The sequence below is a fragment of the uncultured Winogradskyella sp. genome (genome assembly GCF_947498345.1).
Classification (GTDB): Bacteria; Bacteroidota; Bacteroidia; order Flavobacteriales; family Flavobacteriaceae; genus Winogradskyella.
In genome coordinates this window covers 73,562-95,072 of record NZ_CANMJY010000001.1, presented here as the reverse complement: position 1 = coordinate 95,072, position 21,511 = coordinate 73,562, and the positions used below count along the sequence as shown (strand labels likewise).

The following is a 21,511-nucleotide window of genomic DNA, read 5'->3' as shown; positions in this document are numbered from 1 at the left end:
ATATTTATTTATTTCTGATTTTCTGTTCCCATTTCCACGCAGACTCCATAGCATCATCAAGTGTTAGTTTGGTTTTCCAGCCTAAAACATTATTAACCTTATTAGTGTCTGCATAAGCTGAGATTACATCTCCAGATCTTCTACCCACTACTTTGTAGTTTAACTTTTTACCCCAAACACTTTCAAATGACTTAATGGCTTCTAAGACAGAGCTACCTTTCCCTGTTCCTAAATTAAAAAATTCAAAATTTGAATTGTTTTTTCCTGATAATAAACGTTGTAAAGCAACTACATGTGCTTTTGCCAAATCTACGACATGAATATAATCTCTAATGCAAGTTCCATCTCGCGTTGGATAATCCCCTCCAAAAACTAAAAGCTGCTCGCGCATCCCAATAGCAGTTTGGGTAATAAATGGTACTAAATTTTGTGGCACTCCAATTGGTAATTCGCCTATTTTAGTTGAAGGATGTGCGCCAATGGGGTTAAAATAACGCAAAGCAATAGAATTAAAATTTTTATTGACTTTACAGGTATCCTTTATAATTTCTTCGCCAATCTGTTTTGTATTTCCATAAGGTGATTCAGCTAGTTTCACTGGTGCATTTTCTGTGATTGGTAATTCATCTGCCTGACCATATACAGTACAAGAAGAGCTAAAAATAAAGTTTTGAGAGTTAAGTTGTTTCATCTCTTGAAGCACATATACCAAAGTGTTTATGTTATTTTCATAATACATCAAAGGATTATTTACGCTCTCCCCAACAGCTTTACTAGCAGCAAAATGAATAACTCCTGCAATATCATTATGCTTTTTGAAGAACGATTGCACATCGCCTTTAATTTTAAGATCTAATTTTTCAAAATAGGGTTTTGTGCCTGTAATTGCAGTTATTCCGTCCAAGACCTCAACGGATGAATTACTTAAATTATCTATAATTACAACCTCGTAACCTTCGTTTTGTAATTCTACAACTGTATGCGAACCGATAAAGCCTAAACCTCCGGTAACTAAAATCTTCATATTTTAAGAATTACTATTTATAAAACTTAGAACGGTAGTAGTTATAAATTCAATTTGTTCATCATCTAGTTCTGTATGCATTGGTAAAGAAATTACGGATTTAACCAATTGGTTAGTAACTTTGAAGTCCTCTTCTTTATAGCGCTTGTCTTGATACGCCTTTTGCCTGTGTAACGGAATAGGATAATAAACCCCACATGGAATATTGGCGGCTTGTAAATGTGCTACTAAGGCATCTCTATCAACATTTTTTAAATTCAAAGTATACTGATGAAAAACATGGCAATCGCAAGTATCACAAATACCTTCGCAGTTTGCTCTTCCGCTAGGGGTAACAACCTTTGGGTGATTTTTAAAAGCTTCAGAATATTTTTTAGCAGCATTTCGCCTTGCTTTATTATAGCTGTCTAAATATGGTAGCTTTGCATCTAATACTGCAGCCTGTATAGAATCTAATCTAGAATTAACACCAACCACATCATGATGATAACGCTTATACATACCATGATTTACAATACCTCTTATAGTATGTGCTAATTCATCATCATTGGTAAAAATAGCTCCGCCATCACCATAACAACCTAAATTTTTTGATGGGAAAAAGGATGTAGAAGCTACATGGCCTATTGCGCCTGTTTTAGTTTTAGAACCGTCTTTATGCGTATAATCTGCTCCTATGCCTTGGGCATTATCCTCAATTACATATAGGTTATGTTTTTTTGCTAAATCCATGATGGCATCCATATCCGCTGCCAACCCAAATAAATGAACAGGCACAATTGCTTTAGTTTTTGGAGTAATGGCCTTTTCAATAGCATCAATATCTATGTTAAAATTTATAGGATCTACGTCGACTAAAACAGGTGTTAGCTGTAATAAAGCTATAACCTCAACAGTTGCTGCAAACGTAAAGTCTGCAGTAATAACCTCATCACCAGGCTGCAAACCTAAACCCATCATGGCAATTTGGAGTGCATCTGTACCATTAGCACACGGAATAACATGTTTAACGCCAAGATAATCCTCAAGATTTTTTTGAAATTGATGTACTATTGGACCATTTATAAATGCTGCACTATCCATTACCTCTTGAATTGAGGGATCTACAACAGCTTTAATTTTTGCATATTGACCCTGAAGGTCAACCATTTGAATTTTTTTCATTCGGAAGATTCTAAATTTATTGTATATGGCTTAGACTTAAGCCATGAACGAAAATACAAAATTGTAATCGCTATGCCAATGCAATTAATTGAAAGTAATGTATTTTAGCACAAATCTTTACTATTGAGAAGACTTTATTCCATAGGAATCTTTATAGCACACTTTGTTATTGGGCTTTTGTCACTTTTTAATTCAAAATTAAAATTAGGTGTTGATGGGAGAAAAGAAACTATAGAAAAGCTTAGAAAAGCTATAAAGCCTAATGACAAAACTTTTTGGTTTCACTGTGCTTCTCTTGGAGAATACGAACAAGGTCTTCCTGTTTTTGAAGCCTTAAAAATTAAATATCCAGATTATAAAGTTGTTTTATCCTTTTTTTCTCCATCTGGTTATGATGTTAGAAAAAACACTAAGATTGCTGATGTCGTAGTTTATCTTCCACTTGACACCACAACGAATGCTAAACGCTTTTTAAATAGCGTAAATCCAGATTATATCGTATTTGTTAAGTACGACATTTGGCCAAATTTTTTGCAAGAAATAAAAAAACGAGACATAGACGCTATACTCATTTCTGCTATTTTTAGAGAAACTCAAAGCTTTTTTAAATGGTATGGTGGGTTTATGAAATCTGCTCTATTTGCTTTTAAACACATTTTCACACAAGATGAAAACTCTAAAGAATTACTTAAAGATATTGGATATAATAACGTTTCGGTTTCTGGAGACACACGTTTCGATCGTGTTTCCAGTCAGCTAAAAACAGACAATTCTATTTCGTTTATTGAAGATTTTAAAGCAGATAAGCTGTGTATGGTCTTTGGAAGTACATGGCCAGATGATGACAAACTCTACATAGATTATATCAATAAAAGTTCTACCCAAGATTTAAAATTTATTATTGCTCCGCATAATATGAAACCTAGTTATATTCAGTCTATAAAATCTCAGCTTAAAATAAAAACTACATGTTTTTCTGAAATGAGTAACAAAAACCTTTCAAGAAATGGAGTATTCATTTTAGATACTATTGGATATTTAAGCAAAGTTTATAGTTATGCAAACATAGCTTATGTAGGTGGAGCGGCTGGTAATACAGGTCTACATAATATCTTAGAACCTGCTGTCTTTGGTGTACCAATACTAATTGGTAAAAATTATGAAAAATTTCCTGAGGCTAAAAAGCTTATAGAACTAAAAGGTGTGGTCTCTGTTACTAATGCTTCAGAATTCGAAACTGAGCTAAATACTCTAATATCGAATAAAGAAATAAGGGAGAAACAAGGTAAAATCAATAAAATCTTTATTGAAAAAAACAAAGGTGCTGTCGTCCAAATCCTTAATTATCTACGTATATAAGCGTATATTAATATACTAATACAAATGAAATATTGTTAAAGTTTCATTAAAATTAGTATTTTCGTACATTAACAACAATTAACACTAAAACTATTAAAATGAAAAAAGTTGTATTAAGTTTAGCTCTAGTTGCATTTCTGGGACTATCATTAAACTCTTGTAGAGAGACAAAAGAAAACACTGAAGACAAAATCGAAGAAACGGCTAAAGATGCAGGCGACGCTATGGAAGACGCAGGTGATGCGGTTAAAGATGCTGCTGATGAGGCTGGCGATGCAGTTAAAGATGCTGCCGATGATGTTAAAGAAGGTGCTGAAGACATGGCAAAAGATGTTAAAGATGCTGCTAATGACGCAGTAGATAATGTTAAAGAAGGTGCTAAAGACATGGCTGACGATGCTAAGGATGCTGCTAACGAAGCTGCAGACGACGTTAAAAAAGCTGGTAAAGATGCTATGGATAAAATGAAAGATAACTAGTTAGAATCTTTTCGTTATAAAACTTAAAAGTCTGATGAAAATCAGGCTTTTTTTTATGCCTTTATCTCGCGTATTGCTATATTGCTTGTTCTATAAATCATATCTCTTACATGAAAAAAATCCTATCACTATCGTTTTTACTTTTTGCCTGTCTAATACACTCACAAGATAAAATTAAATATATAGACTACGATAATATCGTTGAAGAAGTAGCTAAATTCTCTGGCGAAGAGCAATATGATAAAGTTCTTGAATCGCTAAATAAAATAAACAAAAATGATTCTACTTACTGCACCATACTAACCTCTAAATCATACTATTTAATTCAACTAGAAAACTATGAGGAAGCCATTAAGACTACTGATGAAGGATTAGCTTTAGATTGCGATAGTAGTTCTAAGCTATTTTTTATGATGAACAAAGGTGTAGCTCTAGAAAATTTAGAAAAATATCAGGATGCTATTGATATATATGATAAAGCACTGCAGTATTATCCAGCAAATCATAAATTATGGTTTAATAAGGCAACTTGTTATGAAAAAATGAAAGATATACCTAAAGCTATAGATGCTTATCAAAAGGTCATTTTAATGAGTCCTACTTACAGAAACGCGCATTTATTTCTTGGTAACATATGCTATAGACAAAATCTTACTGCTCAGGCATTAATGTGCTATAATATGGCACTTCTGGTTGAACCAGATTCTGAACGTGCCTTTTCATTACTTAAGTACTTAAATGAAGCTATCGCTGGCAAAAATGAATATGAGCCCAATGACGATTTGGTGGTCTCTGAAGATGATGAAGCTTTTGAAGATCTTAACTTAATACTAGACAATAGGATTGCGCTAAGTAATAAATATAAAATAGATAACGAAATAGATATCGCATTGGTAAAACAAAGCCATGCAATGATTGAACAGCTCGAAGATTATGAAGGTAGTGATGGTTTTTGGGACAAACGTTATGTACCACTATTTAAGTGGATAAAAGAAAACGATCAATTCGATAATTTTGTTTACACACTTACTTATTCTATAAAAAATGAAGAATTAAAAAAATTAGTAGCAAAGAAAACCGACGATGTAAAAAGTTTTATTTCAGCATTTACGACCAACACTTATGATGTTATGGCACCACAAAAACAAATGATAGATGGTACAACTAAAAACACCTATTATTACTATTCAAATCGTATAATTCAGGCAGAAGGAGAAATGAATGGAGATGTTTCAGTTGGCGATTGGGTGTTCTATGAAGAAAATGGCGCGGTATCAGGTAAAGGTGCTTATAATAATAAAGGTAAAAGAGAAGGTAAATGGTCTTGGTATCATAAGAATGGGCAATTAAAAGAAACTACTATTTATGTTAACGGTGAGTTGAATGGTAAAAATGAATCTTGGTACGAAAATGGTAAGCCTTACATAAAGACCGATTTAAAAAATAGCAATTTTGATGGTGAATACTTATACTATCTTTCTTCAGGTGCACTAAAACAAAAGAAGCACTTCAAAGATGGTAAGTTAGATGGAAAATACTTAGCCTATTTTAATGTTGGAGATATTATTCAACCAGAGTTTGATGTAGACTACAATAATGATAAAGCCATAAATAATGTTTTAGAATATTATGCTCATGGAGATATTTACTCTAATATCGAATTTAAAGACGGGCAACGCAATGGTAAAGAAACTCAATACTACTGGAACAAACAAAAATCGTTAGAAGCGACCTATACTAATAATGAACTAAATGGATCGTATACAAAGTATCATTTTAACGGTCAAATTAGTGAACAAGGTCAAAGCCAAGATAACTTTTTTGATGGTCCCTGGAAAACATTTTACCAAGATGGCACTTTAGAGTCTGTTTTTGAATATGACAAAGGAAAGATTACAGGGCTCTACAAGTACTATGACACAGACGGAAAACTACACTACGAATTTGAATATAGACGTGGTGAAGTCATAAGTTATAAATATTACGATAAAGATGGAAAAGTACTAACAGAAAATCGCAAAAAAGGTGGTAAGTTTTATTTTAAAGGATTCTATGCTAATGGTAATACAATGTCCGAAGGAAAATACGACATTAAGGGTGGTAAAATGGGAGAATGGAAATTCTTCGATAAAAATGGGGTCTTAACAGAAAGTGGTAATTACGAAGAAGACTTAGCGATAGGAACTCATAAATCTTATCATACTGATGGACAAATTTCGAGTATTTCTCAATTTGAAAAAGGAGACTTAACGGGCTACTATCAGGGATTTCATATCAATGGTAAACTTCAGGCTCAAGGTTGGTACAAAGATGGTTACCAACATGGTGAATGGCATTATTACAATCTGGATGGCACATTAAGTAATATTAGCTTTTATCACAAAGGAGATATTAATGGAACACAACAAATATTTGGTGTAAATGGTAATCTAATAAAAGAAAATCATTATAAATATGGTAAAAGCATAAAAGAAGTTATTTATAATAATAAGAATGAAGTTCACCAAACTATAGACTTTGAAAACGCTAAACAACAGTATACCCTCATAGTTAATCATTTTAATGGTAAAAAAGAGTTAGAAATTGATTATGTTAATGGTTTACAGCACGGTAATTACAATAACTATAATTTTGATGGCAGTCTAAATATATCTGGAAGCTATCTAAATAATTTGATGCATGGAGAATGGATTTGGCGTTATGAAGATGGTACTATAAAATATAAAGAGACATACCTCAACGGAAGTGAAAATGGCAAATCTTTGCGTTACCATAAAAATGGACAAATAGAAGACGAGTCATATTACGAATATGGTATAAAAAGTGGAACTTGGCTTTCCTATTTTGAAGATGGAACTATAGATACCAAAACTACTTATGTCAAAGACCAGCAACATGGGAGGAAGGAGTTTTACGGTAGAAACGGAAACTTACAATTAATAAGGTTCTACAATCATGGTACACTTATTGGTTATGCTTATTTAGATAGTTCTGGCATGGAGATAGATATGATTCCTATAATAAAAGAAACCCATAAAATCGAAGCATTTTATGATAATGGAAAGCCATCAAGAACTATGGAATATAAAAACGGTCAGTTTGTTGGTGATTACAAGAGTTATTATTACTCTGGTGCTATAGAAAATGAGATACAATACAAAAATGGTGAATATCATGGAGACTATATAGACTATTACGAAGACGGTACAATAAAGAAAAAGTCTAAATATTATTATGGGCTCTTAGATGGAGAAACCATCAAAAATTTTCCTAATGGAAAAACTAAAGAGGTTATAAATTATAATAACAATGAAAGACATGGAGAACGCAAACTCTATAACGAAACAGGTAAGTTAATTAAAACAGAATATTATTTCAATGGCTCAGTTTATAAAACAAAATAGAATTCAATACTTATCGTTAATACTCTTTTTATTTGGCGCTTTATTTATTGCTCAAGCACAACATACGGAAGAATTTAATACTCTAAAAAACAAATACCCTGAAGCTTCATTTATAAGACTTATAGATAAAATTCAAATTTCAGTGAAGTTAAAAAATAATGATGAGCTAGAGATTAAACAATCTTTCTTTGAAGAAGATTTATTTTTAGATGAATCAGCTACCTATGGATCTAAAAAGGCCTTAGACTTTTCAGCTTTTTTCGAATTAGAATCTGTAGAGGCTACATCATATGAATATAAAGACGGAAAATACAAAGCATACAAAGTAGAAGACTTTGTTGAAAAGGACGAGCTAGACAATTCATTTCATGATGACACAAAATCTCTAAATTTTATTTATCCAAACTTAGCTGAAGGCGGGAAAACAAAATTAGAGTATACCGAAATTGTAAAGAATCCAAGATTTATAAGCCCTATATATTTTGGAAACTTTTATCCTATTAAAAATAAAAAGGTCATCTTAATTGCTGATGATGAAATTACACTTAGGTTTAAAGAATTTAATACCAAAGGGTATAACATTAAATTTAGCAAAGAAAATAAAAGAGGTTCTAATATATATACCTGGGAAATTTCTGATGTCGATGAAATAAAGTATGAAAGCGCTGTACCAACTTACAAAAAAGTATTACCCCATATTATTCCAATAATTACATCTTATAAAACTAAAGACAAAGAAGTTAAAGTCTTAGAAGACGTATCTGACTTGTATGATTGGTATTATTCCATGGTTAAGGACATTAACCAGCAACCAACTGATGTTGCCTTGGTAAGTTTAGTAAATGATATTACTAAAGATTGTAAAACAAACTTAGAAAAGGTAAGAGCAATTTATTATTGGACACAAAAAAATATTAAATACATAGATTTTGAATATGCATTGGGAGGTTTTATTCCCCGAGAAGCCAATGATGTATTTAATAAAAAATATGGAGATTGCAAGGACAACTCAAGTATTTTGTTTGAGATGCTAAAAGTTGCAGGGCTTAAAGGTTATCTTACATGGATTGGTACTCGGAGTATTCCGTATTCCTATACAGAATTACCCACTCCAATGGTAGATAATCATATGATTTTATCTTATAAAGAAGATGATAAAACCTATTTTCTTGATGCTACAGGTCGGTATTTACCCTTAGAGATGCCTTCGTCTTTTATACAAGGTAAAGAGGCACTCATTGGCAACGGAGAGGGTGATTTCTATATAGAAACCGTACCAATAATGCCTCCAGAAAACAATTCCTATATTGAAAAATCACAGTTAAGTCTTAAAGAGGAACAACTTGTAGGCATAGGGGAAACCAGCCTATCTGGCTATTATAAAATTGACTATTTCAATCAATTAGAAAGTAAAAACTCAGAAAAAGAGCTCAAAGATTACTACACCAGAAAACTACAAAAAGGGAGTAATAAATTTCTAATACAAAGTTTTGAAGAACTTAACAAGTATAGTTACAACAAGGATTTTAAAATTAATTATCAGTTTAGCATTAATGACTATGCAAAACAATTAGGAGATGAAATTTATGTTAACCTCAACCTCAACAGGGAAATCAGTTATTTTAGATCTGAGGACGATAGAGAAAATGAAATTGAGGTAAAATATAAAAGCTACTATCATTTTGAGAATTCTCTTGAAGTGCCAGAGCATTACTCCATAGACTATTTACCAGAAAATTTTAAGCTTAGCAACAAATACTTTAAATGCAATATTTCTTATACAAAAGAACTCAATAAAGTAATTTACAAGCACGAACTAAATATGAATTTTTTAACACTCTCAGCTGAGGAGCAAAAACTTGTTAATGCTGCCATAAAAAAAGTAGAAAAACAGTATAAAGAAACCGTTGTCTTTAAAAAAACAAATTAAATATATTACATGCGACTATTAAAACTAAGCTTACTCCTATACACCGTATTTGCAACCACATTATTTGGACAAGCATTTTACAAAGATTATGATTGGGACAAAACACCTAATTTTAATGCTAAAGATTATATTAACGAAAATTTAGTATCGGCTAAAGAAAAAATAGCAACAGAGTTTTTTTTTACAGAAGATGGAAAATTTGTTGAGTATTATTTAGAACATAAAGCATTATACCTCAACTCCGATGATGCTATTGAAGAATACAACAAAGTATATTTACCATATGATTCGGATTCTGAGCTATTGGTTAACAAAGCAAGAGTAATTACACCAAAAGGGAAGGTCATTGATTTAGATGACTCAAAAATATTAACTGCAACTGACGATGAAACCCAAAAAACCTATAAGTATTTTGCTTTTGAAGGCATAGAAAAAGGTAGTTTTATTGAGTTTATATATGTTGAAAAGCGAAGTCCGTCATACAGCGGTAAACGCATAAGTTTTCAGGATGAGTTTGATAAAAAAAATGTAGAATTCGATGTTTTTGCTCCATCAAACCTATTGTTTAAGTTTAAAAGTTATAATGGCTTAAAGAATGTAGAAGTTGATACTATAATTGACACTAAAAACCACTGGTCTTTCAAAATTCCTGAAATCAAAAAATTAGAGCATGAAACTCAATCACTGTTTGCTGCAGAACGTCAGTTTATAATCTATGCTTTAGATGAAAATACAGCGAATAATACCAAAGACATTACCTCATATGGTTCAGTAGCTCAAAATGTATTTAACTATTACAATTCAGAACTTTCCAAAAAAACTAAAAAATCACTCCAGAAATTAGTAAAAGAATTAAATTTAAATAGCGATACCGATTTAGACTCAAAATTAAGAGCTATAGAAAACTATATTAAAACAAACATTTTTGTTGCTGAGTTTAGTAATGATAAACTATCAGATCTAGATACAATTATTGAAGAAAAAGTAGCCAGTGAAAGTGGTATAATTAAGCTTTTTATAGCTTTGTTTAAGGAATTAGATATTAAGCACGATATCGTTTTTACATGCAGTAGAGAATTTATGCATTTTGATAAAACATTTGAAGCCAATATTTATCTTCAAGACATCTTAATATATTTTCCAAAGACCAAAAAATATTTAGCACCTAACGAAAATGAATCTAGATATGGTTTTCCTCCTGGCTATCTTACTGACACTTATGGCCTCTTTATCAAACGGGTAAAGGTTGGTGATTTTATTTCTGCAATAGGCAAAGTTAAACGTATAAAACCTGTAAAAGCATCTCATTCTAAAGATAACATGATTATTGATGTAAGCTTTGATACTGATGACATCTCCATTACAAACGTAAAGCTAAAAAAATCGATGTCTGGTTATTATGGTATGTTTCTACATCCTTTTATGAACATTATAAAACCTGAAAACAAGAAAGAAGTGGTAGAAAGCTATGCAAAAAGCCTTAACGAAAGTGTAACCATTAACAAAGCAGAAGTTGAAAACGAAAATCCAGATCTATTTGGTACTAAACCACTTATTTTTAACATTGATTTTTCATCTGATGTATTTGTTGAAAAAGCAGGTAATAAATATCTTTTTAAGGTAGGTGAGCTTATAGGTTCTCAAATGGAATTATATCAAGAAAAAGAAAGAGTGCTTCCCTTAGAAAACGAATTTCAACGTACATACGAAAGAACTATAAATGTTAAAATACCTGAAGGTTATACAATAGCCAACCTAGACGACATAAATATTGACAATGTTTATACAAAAGATGGGAAAGATTTGCTAAGTTTTAAATCGTCTTACGAATTAAATGGTAATACCTTGAAAATCACAGCAGATGAGTATTATAAAACTAATCGTATTCCTGTAGAAATCTATGAAGACTATAGACGTATTATCAATAGTGCAGCAGATTTTAACAAAATTACTTTAGTGCTGGTCAAGAAATAGAATTATTTAATGATGACTCACTAAGTTTTAACTCACTAGGTACAATAATGGTCTGTGCTTTATGATGTTCTGTATTTAATCTTTCTAATAAAAGTTTTACAGACATTTCACCTATGTTATGCGCTTTTTGGTGAATAATTGAAATCTTAGGACTAGATAATAATTCTGTGTGCTCATAACCAAACCCTACAACGGACATATCGTTAGGAATCACTCTACCCATTTTTTTTGCCATATTAATAGCTACAATCCCTGTAATATGGTCTATTGATATTATGGCATCAATTTCTGTATTTTCACTTAAATAACTATAAATGCTTTCTTCTACATCAAGAGCATTATCGAGTTTCAAAATATTTGATTTTAAATCGTGTTCTTCTAACGCTTTAGTATATCCTTTAATTCTTAGCTTCCCTACACTGAGCTCTTCAATATTACTTACTAAAAGAATATACTTTCTACCTTCTTTTTCAATCAAATGTTCTGTAGCTTCATAAACAGATTGAAAATCATCAACGATAACTTTATCACAATTAATCTCATTTACGACTCTATCAAACATTAAAACCGGTATTTTACTGTCTAAAATCGTTTGAATATGGTTTATTTCATTTTTTACTTGACCTTCTCTAGCTACAGCCATAATAAATCCATCCACGCTACCATTAGACAAGAGCTCAAGGCTCCGCTTTTCTTTATTTAAAGTTTCGTTAGAAAGGCAAACAATAATATCATAATCGTTATTTGTCGCAGCCATTTCAATACCATGGAGCACCTCAGCAAAAAAGGGATTAGTTACCGTTGGCAGAATAACACCTATTGTTTTAGTTTTATTATTTTTTAATTGCTGTGCTATTCTGTTGGGTTTATAATTAAGTTTCTCTGCCAACTCATTAACACGTTTTTTAGTAGTATCGCTTATTTCATGGCTGTCATTTAATGCTTTTGAAACTGTTGATACGGAAATATTTAGGAGCTTAGATAATTCTTTTAGAGTTGTCATTTTGATACTGTTTATTATTAAAAATAGCCTTTAGTGTTACTTTAATATTTGTTCAATGGCTTCTTTAGTAGTAGTTACCGGTAATTTACAAGTTCCATTTACACAAACATATATGTACGTTTCATCTTCAATAAATTTATTTTTCAATAAAGGGAGATGAGTATTTTTATCAGATCCAGAGATTAACACATTAGGTATATATGATTTATCAAATTCTTTTAACTTTGAATGTGCCTCCAGGCCCGATATTGCTACTTCATAATAAGGATTAGAATAGTTTAAATAAAGTTCTAACCAATTTGTATATCCCGAGGGTATTTCTTTAATATCTTCATTTACATTACTCAGCATTTGTTTTGCTAAATCAGTATACGTTTTATTAGAATAATAATGTCCTAATTTAAATAAACAAAGGGCTAAAACAGAATTAGAAGATGGAATTACATTATCCAGAATTTCTGTTTTTCTTGTTATTAAATTAGTCGCTTCATCACTCGTAAAATAAAACATACGTGTTTCATCATTTAAAAAATGAGTTATTGCATAATCTATTAGTGCTTTTGATATATTAAGCCATTCTTCATTAAATGTAGCCTGATATAATTCAATATACGCGGCTATTGTATAGGCATAATCTTCAGAAAACCCTTCAATTGTACTCTTTCCATCTTTATAATTATGAAATAATGCACCATCGGTTTTAATCTGGTTGTCTTTAATAAACGTTGCATTTGCAATTGCTTTATCTATATAAGATTGTTCGCCAAAGACACGGTAAGCATCAACATATGCTTTTAGCATAAGGGCATTCCAGGAGGTTAATACCTTGTCGTCAGTTCTAGGTCGTTCTCTTTTGTTTCTTAACTTATATAATTTGGTTTTCCATAAAGATAGTTTTGATTGTAATTCCTCTAATGTAATATTGTTAGTCTTAATAAACTCTTGATCAGTTTCTGTTTTATAGAGAATATATTTATCCTTTTCCCATTTCCCAGTGGCATTGATATTGTAATACGACTTAAACAAATCAAAATCATTACTCAAAGTAGTTTTTAATTCGTCTTTTGTCCATGTATAAAACACCCCTTCTTCTAATAGTCCATCTGTAGTTTTACTATCTGCATCTATGGATGAATAAAATGCTCCTTCATTTTGAGTTAATTCTTTTTCAATAAAACTAAGGGTTTCTGCAACTACAATCTTAAAAGATTCATTTTTAGTGAGTTGATAGGCTTTAGAATATAAACTTACCAATTGTGCGTTATCGTATAACATTTTTTCAAAATGAGGAACATGCCAACGCTCATCAACCGAATATCTCGAAAAACCTCCACCTATTTGATCATAAATGCCGCCATTTGACATTTTATTTAATGTATTTAAAACAAACTTCTTTATATCTTCATCATTATATTGAAAACTATATCTCAATAAAAATTTTAAATGACTTGGCATCGGAAACTTAGGAGCATTTTTCAGTCCTCCTTTTTTAAAATCCAGAGATGGCTTTAGTTTATTTATTACCGTTTCAATTTGTGCTTTGGTAAATAGCACTTCTTCATTATTTACCTTTATAAGATCAGCGTTTTTAATACCCTCTGTGAGCTTTTTGGCATAGGCTATAACCTTATTGGGATCGCTTTCATACAAGCTAGACATATCTTTAAGAATCTTTGTCCACTGAGATTTTGTAAAATAAGTTCCGCCAAAGACTGGTCTTCCATCTGGTAATGTTATACAGTTTAATGGCCAACCACCACTACCAGTCATTAATTGAACAGCATTCATGTATATTTGATCTACATCTGGTCGTTCTTCACGGTCTACTTTTATATTAATAAAGTTGTCATTCATTAGCTTTGCCACGGAATCATTTTCAAAACTTTCTTCTTCCATAACATGGCACCAATGGCAGGCAGAATAACCAACGGAAATTACAATTAATTTATTCTGCTCTTTTGCCAGATTTAAAGACTCATCATTCCAAGCTTTCCAATCTACTGGATTATAGGCATGTTGAAGTAAATAAGGACTCGTTTCATTAATTAAGTCATTAGCCCTTTTTTCTTTCTTTTTTGCTATAGATGTATTGCTTTGAGAGCATCCCAATAAAAGAACAGCACACCATATGTAATAGCCTATAGTTTTAAGCATTTTATATTTTTAGATAAAATTATAAATATTTCAAATATCTATCTCATAAAAAAAGCGTGTTTAATGATGTAAACACGCTTTTTATTAAAATTTATTGCTATCAATCTTATTCTCTAACTAGCTTAATAGTTTTTGAACTATTAGCACCTTCAATTTTTGCAAAATACACACCTGTTTTTAAAGATGATGCATTAATTGAAAAATCATTAGAATTAGGTTTTAATGCTAAAACTTCTTTACCTAAGATATCATAAACTTTAACACTATTAACTACAGCATTCCCAGAAATATTCCAGTCTCCATTTGTAGGATTAGGAAAAGTTCTGAATTTTGTTGTTTCAAAATCTTGTGTGCTTAACGTTATGTTATTATGAAGATATAAATTATCATACCAAACATTAGGTAGATTGGTCGTAATTACAAACTGTACAATATCATCTCTCCTTAAATTGTTAGTAAATGTAGCATCAATTTCAACATCAATTGACACCCAAGAACCAGTGACTATAGCAGGTGTAGTACCTGTATTAATTGCTAATTCAAGTGCGGATCTTTCTCCATTGTCAGGGTCATTTGCAGGATTGTCATCAGACCATTGAGAGAATTTAAGGTTAAACACCTTACCAACTAAATCTGCTTCATCAGTATAAAAATCCATGTGAAAATGGGTCATACTAGATGCATCAACAACTCTACTACTTTGCCAGTCTACACCTTCGCATTGAGCTCCTGCTGTCAATTTTGTTGGATTACCATCTACCATAACCTCTGTTGTGGTATTACCACACCATGGTGTATCAAATGTATCCACTGTGATATCATTATAGGCATCACTAAAGAATGATATTACATCACCTGGTGCCCTATTTGGTGGTGTTGGAGCCCCAGTTGTTGGTGGTGATGGGCAAGGAGCACAATTAGGTCCACCACAATCTATTTCAGTTTCACCATTATTTAAAAGACCATCACTACAGGTCTCTGGTCTAGGTGAGGCGGTTCCATTTATATTATCATAATATCTTGTCGTAGCTGGGCAAGCTTCAGATGGTGCACCAAAAGGATTACAAGACCATGCGCCTGCACCAGATCCTGCATCATTAGCATCCCACAGATTAAATATGAAAACACGACCGTAGATACCCTGACCAGATCCTTGTGTATCTTGTGGATCATTAAAATCAAATTCTAAAGTCTCCCATCCGTTTCCAGTATGGATTGCATCAGCTGCGGTATCAGCCACAGGTGTACCATCTGAACTAGACACAACACCATCAGTGAGTCTAACTAAAACGTCAAAGGCTTCTAATGAATACACATCAATTTCGATTGTAGAATCTGTACCTGGTGTTAAATCGATATAATCGCCTTGTAAAGTTAATTCAGCCTGTTGCCAAGGATCACCAGCATCACCTGTGATGAATTCTAAAACGGTAGCAGATTCGTTTCCAGAACCCATAGATGCATCTGGGTTAGCAACTATATTTGCTGCTGTACCTGCAGTAGCATTGGCAATAGCTAATGTAGGCGGAGCACCTTCAAATGTTTCTAAGTCAGTTTGCGCATATCCAAAAGAAATGAGCATCAGACAAAATAAAAATGTAATTTTTTTCATATTTTTTTAGTTATTTGTTAATGAATAGTACAAGAAACTGATTTTTCTTTAATTTAAAACTATAACAGACCTATACAAAAACTATACAGTATCAAAAAATATGGATTGTTTTGTAATCAAAAATTTAATTTAAATTTCTGATAATCAATAAAATAAAATAAGTTTGGGAGTAATAAACCAACTATACAAGCTTTATTTTAATCTCTAAACCTAAAAATTGTTGGCTCACTATTGTTATTGGCAATAAAAAGTAGTGCTTTTTCTGCTTCATTTATCAGATTGATATTCCGACTATCGTGTGGCACATAGAAACCACTTTTATAAGGCGAAAGAAATCTGAAATTATTGTCCTTATCACCTAAAAGTACAGCCCCATAACCAGCATCGTATCGTGTGGTTTCAACTTCTACTCCATAGTGATTTCCAGCAACAATGATATCCTTATAGCCATCTTTATTAATATCTATTATAATAGAAGACTTAATCGGTGAAATTTGCACATCATTTGGTAAGGCTTTTTTAACCAATTTACCGTTATCATTAATTAATAAAATACTTTCAAAACTTTTAATTTCATAAACAACAGCATCGTCTACCTTCTCCCCTGGCAGGATATCAATTAATTTTGAAGATGCAAAACTGTGATAATCCTTGAATTTTTCTGCTACATAAGGCATTTGTTGACTTGTACATTCTCTACCGCGAACGGGCACATAATCATCCTTATAAAACTTAGCTAATACAATATCATTAGTTCCATTATTGTCAAAATCGTTAGCATACACCTTAAATGGATGCTCTTCTGATGCTTTGAATTTATTATTCTTTCCTAGGTTACCCAGAACATAATCATCATCACCATCGTTATCTAAATCACTTGCTGTTATTGACCACCACATCCCTCTAGTGTCATTAAGTCCAAAAGTTTTGGATGCGTCTTCAAAAACACCATTTTCGTTAGTCAAAACTTTTACTTCCATCCATTCACCTACAATCATTAGATCATCATCATTATCCTCATCAATATCTGTAAACACCGCATCGGTGACCATACCAATATTTGTTAAATCAGGCACAATGTCCTGTGAAGCCTTGATGAATTTTCCATTATTATTTATTAGTAAATAACTCGTCGATGGAAATGTATAGGCTTTGGCAACTAAACGTGTACCTACAAAAATATCTAAATCGCCATCTGTATCAATATCTGAAGCCTTAACCACCTGAGAACTCTCTCTAATGTCTGGTAATAAAGAATTATTTCTTAAAAAATTCCCTGAGCCATCATTGATATACAATCTATCTCTTAATAAAACATCACCTCTCATATATTCACTTCCACCACTGGCTATATACAAATCTAAATCGTTATCATTATCAATATCTATAAATAAGCACCCTAAATCTTCTGAATTTTTTTCGCTATTCCATGGTTGGGAATTACTCTTCGCAAATTTGCCATTTTCCTTTTGGAGGTATAACACTCCACTTTGGCCAACAGCACCACCAATAAAAAGATCTTCTAAACCATCTTTATTAACGTCTCCAGATGCTGAAAATGGACCATTTTGCGAGACATTATGAGGTAGAAGTACTTCTTCTGCATATTCGTCAAACTCGTTTTCTTGATGTGTGAAATCAATACCTAAATCTTGTGGGTTAATCTCGGTAATTAATGTTTCAGGTTCTTTTTGTTCTTTTGTATTTGGCTTAGCTTCAGATAATTTAGCGGTTAACGTTTGATTAGCTTCAACATTTGTATATGTATTTACTTTTCCATTAGGCCAAATCACTTCAACTTTTTCTACTTGAGTAGTTTTTCCTAAACCAAAAAACATCCCATGTTCAACTGAAGAAATAAAACCTCTGGTTACAGAGTTTTCTACGACCTGTATCTTATCTTCATAATAAATTATAGCTTTGGCACCAATACCAAATTTGTTTTTATCGGCTCCTTCAACATTTATCTTTAAAAAATTTCCTGTTGTTTTATTTTCATATACAAATGCTGGTGCATCTATATTGTTTGTAATCACATCTAAGTCACCGTCATTATCTAAATCACCATATGCCATACCATTTGAAAAGCTAGGAGTATCAAAACCCCATTCTTTAGCAACTTTTTCAAACTTTAAGTTCCCTTTGTTTTTAAAGGCATAATTAGACACAGGTTGTGATGGTGTTTGCTTACTTAATTGAAATAAACCCTCTGCCGTAGTACCAGCCGGAAGATTTTGCGCTTTAGCTCTAGAGTCATTGTTATCAACATCTTTTTTTATCCCATTAGCTATAATGATATCTTTCCACCCATCATTATCTAAATCAACCATAAGGCTCGACCAACTCCAATCCGTGTATGCAATACCAGCCATATTAGCAATATCAGAATAAGAACCCATCCCTGAGTTTATTTGAAGTGTATTAGTCATATACTGGTAATGTGCACCTGCTTTAACCATTTTATTAAATGCTTCAGTACTCATAGATGCCATGTTGGTTTTAGACCGATAGTGATCTTCAGGTGTCATATCAGTAGTTAACAAATCTAGCAGTCCATCATTATTAATGTCACCTGTATCTGTCCCCATACTGTATTGCGTAATATGCTTCAGCTTATGATTAATAACATTTTTAAAGGTTCCATCTCCATTATTGTAATACATAAAATCTGGCTCAGCATAATCATTTGCAACATAAAGGTCTAGCCAGCCATCATTATTAAAATCGGTAGCATTTACACTTAACCCATAAGAAACATCACTAGAAATGCCAACCTTGTCTGACACGTCAGTATATTTACCATTGTCATTTCTATATAAACGATCTCTAAAAAATTTAAACTGATCTCGAGGTATTTTGTTAATTAGTAATAATTTTTTATCTGCGAGTTGGTTAACCTGATACATATCTAAGTCCCCATCATTATCCATATCAAAAAATACAGCTTGAGTAGAAAAACCTACATCCCCTAAACCATACTTTTGAGCAGATTCTGTAAATGTTAAATCTTGGTTATTAATATACAATTGATTTCTACGGTCTGAAGGGTTTGCTGAAATTCCATTTCTGCTCACATATATATCAAGATAGCCATCGGCATTTACATCTGCCATGGTCACTCCCCAAGTCCAACCTGAATTTGTGGCAACTTTAGATTTTTTGGTAATATTTTCGAATTTAAGATTACCTTTATTAAGATATAATCTATCAGAAACCTGATTACCACCAAAAAACACATCTGCCAAGCCATCATTATTAATATCTCCAATAGCAACACCTGACCCTACGTACATTTGACTATAATAATAATGATTAAAATAGGTAGACTCATTAATTGTGTTTTGAAAGTCTATTCCTGTCTGCTCTGCTGGTAATAAATTAAAACCTCCTATAAGTTCTTTTGGATAAAGGTCCCTTTGAGGTTGATTAGTACAGCTAAAAAAAAGGCTATAAATACTAATTACAATTACCAATTGAATCTTTGAATACTTCATGTAGATTAATATATTAATTCGGTTTAGTAAAGATATGGAAATAAGTAGATTTTGAATTCTAAATCTATGTTAAGAGCATAGGTTTAATACTTCAATTTTTCATTTTTGTCCCAAAGTCCCCAATAAGCGCCTACATCACCTTCTGCGCCGACTTTCCAAGACTCGTCAAACGATGAAAAGTAGAAAATCTCTACATCTTCTTCTTTTGACCATTTTTGTGTGTTTATAAAATATTTTATAGCATTCTCTTGTGAGGGAAACGCTCCTTGCAAATTTGTGCCCTGACTTGGCCAGCCTGTTTCAGTAATGACTACTCTTTTACCATTCCCAGCACGCTTAGCCTTATGGTACATATCTTTCATATAAAGTAAGGAATAATCTAAATCACACCCTTCCCAGAAAGGATAACAATTTGCTAATATTATATCGCATGCTTCGGTTATTGCAGGTCTTTCCTGAAACTCGTAATAAGCATCTATATAACCTACAGGAATTTTGGTAGCCTTAATAGCATCTTTAACAAAGTAAATTTTTTGTAAAAGTTCTTCTTCGGTTAAATCTCCTCTATACATCACTTCGTTACCAACAGCAGCAAGGTCCACTAAACCATCATTAACTAAATTAATAAGAGCATTTAACTCTTTTTCATTTATCTCAGCATCATCACCTAACCAAGCACCTACTAAGGTTTTCATACCCATTTCCTTAGCTATTTTAGGGATAAGCTCATTACCGTCTGTGCAAGAAAAAGAGCGAATCCAATCCGTGTAAGGTTGTATGATTTCTAGTCGTCTTCTTATTTGTTCTTCAGTTAATTGATCACCAGGTTCTTGTCCTTCTTCATAAGGACTTGAGCAAAGACCATGCATACCAGACTTTAAAGTTTTTCTAAAGAACTTTTGTAAATCTTCAATAGACATTCCATCGTAATCAATAGACGCTAATGCTAAAAATTTTTCTTCTCTGATGGACATGATCTTTTAGGCTTGTATATTAACTATATTTAAGTTTTTCATGCTTATCCCATAGTCCCCAATAGGCACCTACTTCACCTTCTGGTCCTACTTTCCATGACTCATCAAATGATGAAAAATAAAAGATAGGGATATGATTTTCTTTAGTCCAATTCATAGCATCTATAAAGTACTTCATGGCAGCTTCTTCACCTGCCTCCGCACCTTTTAGACCTCCACCTTGGCTTGGCCATCCTGTTTCCGTAATAATAATTGGTTTGCCTTGCGCTGCGTCAACAACCTGCCCGTACATGGCTTGCATATGACCCAGAGCATACTCTATTGGACACCCTTCCCAGTAAGGATATAAATTAGCTAATACAACATCTGTACTTTCTACAAGTATAGGGTGACGAGAAAATTCGTAATAGGCGTCTACATAACCTACTGGAATATTCATACCCGAAAGTGCTTCTTTAACACGGTTGATATAACCTACTAGTTCATCTAACGTTAAATCATTTCTGTATAATACCTCATTTCCTACCGCAGCTACATCAACACAACCTTGCTTTGCTAACTGAATTAAACCTTCAATTTCTTGTTCATTATCATCTTTGTCATCTCCCAACCATGCACCAACCAGAGTTTTTACTCCATGTTTTTTTGATAAACGTGCTACATGCTCATTACCTTCAATACATGAAAACGAACGAATCCATTTTGCGTAAGGCTTTAAGAGTTTTACACGCCGCTCTACTTGTTGCTCTGTTATGGTATCTCCTGGTCTCTGACCATCTTCGTACATACTAAAGCAAATCCCATGCATACCTTCTTCTAAAGTTCTTCTCCACAAAGTTTTTAATTCCTCTAAACTGTATCTCGATAAATCAATACCTTGCGTAGCTATTTGACTATATGAATTTTTTTTAAAATAGTGTCCTTCTCTATATGACATTTA

13 protein-coding genes are annotated in these 21,511 nt (G+C 32.4%); 5 read left to right on the top strand and 8 right to left on the bottom strand.

Annotation, left to right across the window (positions count from 1 at the left end; genetic code table 11):
- Nucleotides 1-4 precede the first annotated feature (4 nt).
- Nucleotides 5-1,024, bottom strand: a complete 1,020-nt coding sequence (gene galE / locus Q0912_RS00370) for a UDP-glucose 4-epimerase GalE (protein ID WP_299110737.1) — start codon at nt 1,022-1,024, stop codon at nt 5-7.
- A gap of 3 nt (nt 1,025-1,027) precedes the next feature.
- Complete coding sequence (locus Q0912_RS00365; protein ID WP_299110735.1) at nt 1,028-2,188, bottom strand: DegT/DnrJ/EryC1/StrS family aminotransferase; 1,161 nt, start codon at nt 2,186-2,188, stop codon at nt 1,028-1,030.
- 123 nt (nt 2,189-2,311) lie between these two features.
- Here Q0912_RS00365 and Q0912_RS00360 point away from each other — a divergent pair, with 123 nt between their 5' ends.
- From Q0912_RS00360 to Q0912_RS00340, 5 genes are all read left to right on the top strand, one after another.
- Nucleotides 2,312-3,547: a glycosyltransferase N-terminal domain-containing protein gene (locus tag Q0912_RS00360; protein ID WP_299110733.1), complete on the top strand. Its 1,236-nt coding sequence runs from the start codon at nt 2,312-2,314 to the stop codon at nt 3,545-3,547.
- A 98-nt stretch (nt 3,548-3,645) separates the two neighbouring features.
- Entirely contained in the window at nt 3,646-4,026 is a 381-nt protein-coding gene (locus Q0912_RS00355; RefSeq protein WP_299110731.1) for a hypothetical protein, read from the top strand.
- Between the two features lie 110 nt (nt 4,027-4,136).
- Nucleotides 4,137-7,430, top strand: coding sequence for a tetratricopeptide repeat protein (locus Q0912_RS00350; RefSeq protein ID WP_299110729.1), 3,294 nt, complete (start codon nt 4,137-4,139; stop codon nt 7,428-7,430).
- On the top strand, nt 7,405-9,360 hold the full coding sequence (locus Q0912_RS00345) for a DUF3857 domain-containing protein (RefSeq protein ID WP_299110727.1): 1,956 nt from the start codon (nt 7,405-7,407) through the stop codon (nt 9,358-9,360). Before Q0912_RS00350 ends, Q0912_RS00345 begins: the two co-directional genes overlap by 26 nt.
- 9 nt (nt 9,361-9,369) lie before the next feature.
- Complete coding sequence (locus tag Q0912_RS00340) at nt 9,370-11,334, top strand: DUF3857 domain-containing protein (protein ID WP_299110725.1); 1,965 nt, start codon at nt 9,370-9,372, stop codon at nt 11,332-11,334.
- Here Q0912_RS00340 and Q0912_RS00335 read toward each other — a convergent pair.
- The 6 genes from Q0912_RS00335 to Q0912_RS00310 all read right to left on the bottom strand — a co-directional run bounded on the left by Q0912_RS00335 (nt 11,324) and on the right by Q0912_RS00310 (nt 21,508).
- Nucleotides 11,324-12,337, bottom strand: a complete 1,014-nt coding sequence (locus Q0912_RS00335) for a LacI family DNA-binding transcriptional regulator (RefSeq protein WP_299110723.1) — start codon at nt 12,335-12,337, stop codon at nt 11,324-11,326. The two genes, Q0912_RS00340 and Q0912_RS00335, sit on opposite strands and share 11 nt — an antisense overlap.
- A gap of 36 nt (nt 12,338-12,373) precedes the next feature.
- On the bottom strand, nt 12,374-14,491 hold the full coding sequence (locus tag Q0912_RS00330; RefSeq protein WP_299110721.1) for a thioredoxin domain-containing protein: 2,118 nt from the start codon (nt 14,489-14,491) through the stop codon (nt 12,374-12,376).
- A 106-nt stretch (nt 14,492-14,597) separates the two neighbouring features.
- Nucleotides 14,598-16,103, bottom strand: coding sequence for a T9SS type A sorting domain-containing protein (locus Q0912_RS00325; protein WP_299110718.1), 1,506 nt, complete (start codon nt 16,101-16,103; stop codon nt 14,598-14,600).
- Nucleotides 16,104-16,300: 197 nt separating this feature from the next.
- Nucleotides 16,301-19,597, bottom strand: a complete 3,297-nt coding sequence (locus Q0912_RS00320) for a CRTAC1 family protein (RefSeq protein WP_299110716.1) — start codon at nt 19,595-19,597, stop codon at nt 16,301-16,303.
- Between the two features lie 83 nt (nt 19,598-19,680).
- A complete protein-coding gene (locus Q0912_RS00315; protein ID WP_299110714.1) occupies nt 19,681-20,571 on the bottom strand; it encodes a glycosyl hydrolase family 17 protein in 891 nt (296 codons plus the stop codon).
- A 19-nt stretch (nt 20,572-20,590) separates the two neighbouring features.
- Nucleotides 20,591-21,508 (bottom strand): glycosyl hydrolase family 17 protein, encoded by a 918-nt coding sequence (locus Q0912_RS00310; protein ID WP_299110712.1) that lies wholly within the window; start codon nt 21,506-21,508, stop codon nt 20,591-20,593.
- Nucleotides 21,509-21,511 lie beyond the last annotated feature (3 nt).

Excerpts from the sequence above, each read along its gene's own strand:
- galE (WP_299110737.1), bottom strand. The coding sequence starts at position 1,024 with ATGAAGATTTTAGTTACCGGAGGTTTAGGCTTTATCGGTTCGCATACA.
- Q0912_RS00365 (WP_299110735.1), bottom strand. The coding sequence starts at position 2,188 with ATGAAAAAAATTCAAATGGTTGACCTTCAGGGTCAATATGCAAAAATT.
- Q0912_RS00355 (WP_299110731.1), top strand. The coding sequence starts at position 3,646 with ATGAAAAAAGTTGTATTAAGTTTAGCTCTAGTTGCATTTCTGGGACTA.
- Q0912_RS00350 (WP_299110729.1), top strand. The coding sequence starts at position 4,137 with ATGAAAAAAATCCTATCACTATCGTTTTTACTTTTTGCCTGTCTAATA.
- Q0912_RS00345 (WP_299110727.1), top strand. The coding sequence starts at position 7,405 with ATGGCTCAGTTTATAAAACAAAATAGAATTCAATACTTATCGTTAATA.
- Q0912_RS00340 (WP_299110725.1), top strand. The coding sequence starts at position 9,370 with ATGCGACTATTAAAACTAAGCTTACTCCTATACACCGTATTTGCAACC.
- Q0912_RS00335 (WP_299110723.1), bottom strand. The coding sequence starts at position 12,337 with ATGACAACTCTAAAAGAATTATCTAAGCTCCTAAATATTTCCGTATCA.
- Q0912_RS00330 (WP_299110721.1), bottom strand. The coding sequence starts at position 14,491 with ATGCTTAAAACTATAGGCTATTACATATGGTGTGCTGTTCTTTTATTG.
- Q0912_RS00325 (WP_299110718.1), bottom strand. The coding sequence starts at position 16,103 with ATGAAAAAAATTACATTTTTATTTTGTCTGATGCTCATTTCTTTTGGA.
- Q0912_RS00320 (WP_299110716.1), bottom strand. The coding sequence starts at position 19,597 with ATGAAGTATTCAAAGATTCAATTGGTAATTGTAATTAGTATTTATAGC.
- Q0912_RS00315 (WP_299110714.1), bottom strand. The coding sequence starts at position 20,571 with ATGTCCATCAGAGAAGAAAAATTTTTAGCATTAGCGTCTATTGATTAC.
- Q0912_RS00310 (WP_299110712.1), bottom strand. The coding sequence starts at position 21,508 with ATGTCATATAGAGAAGGACACTATTTTAAAAAAAATTCATATAGTCAA.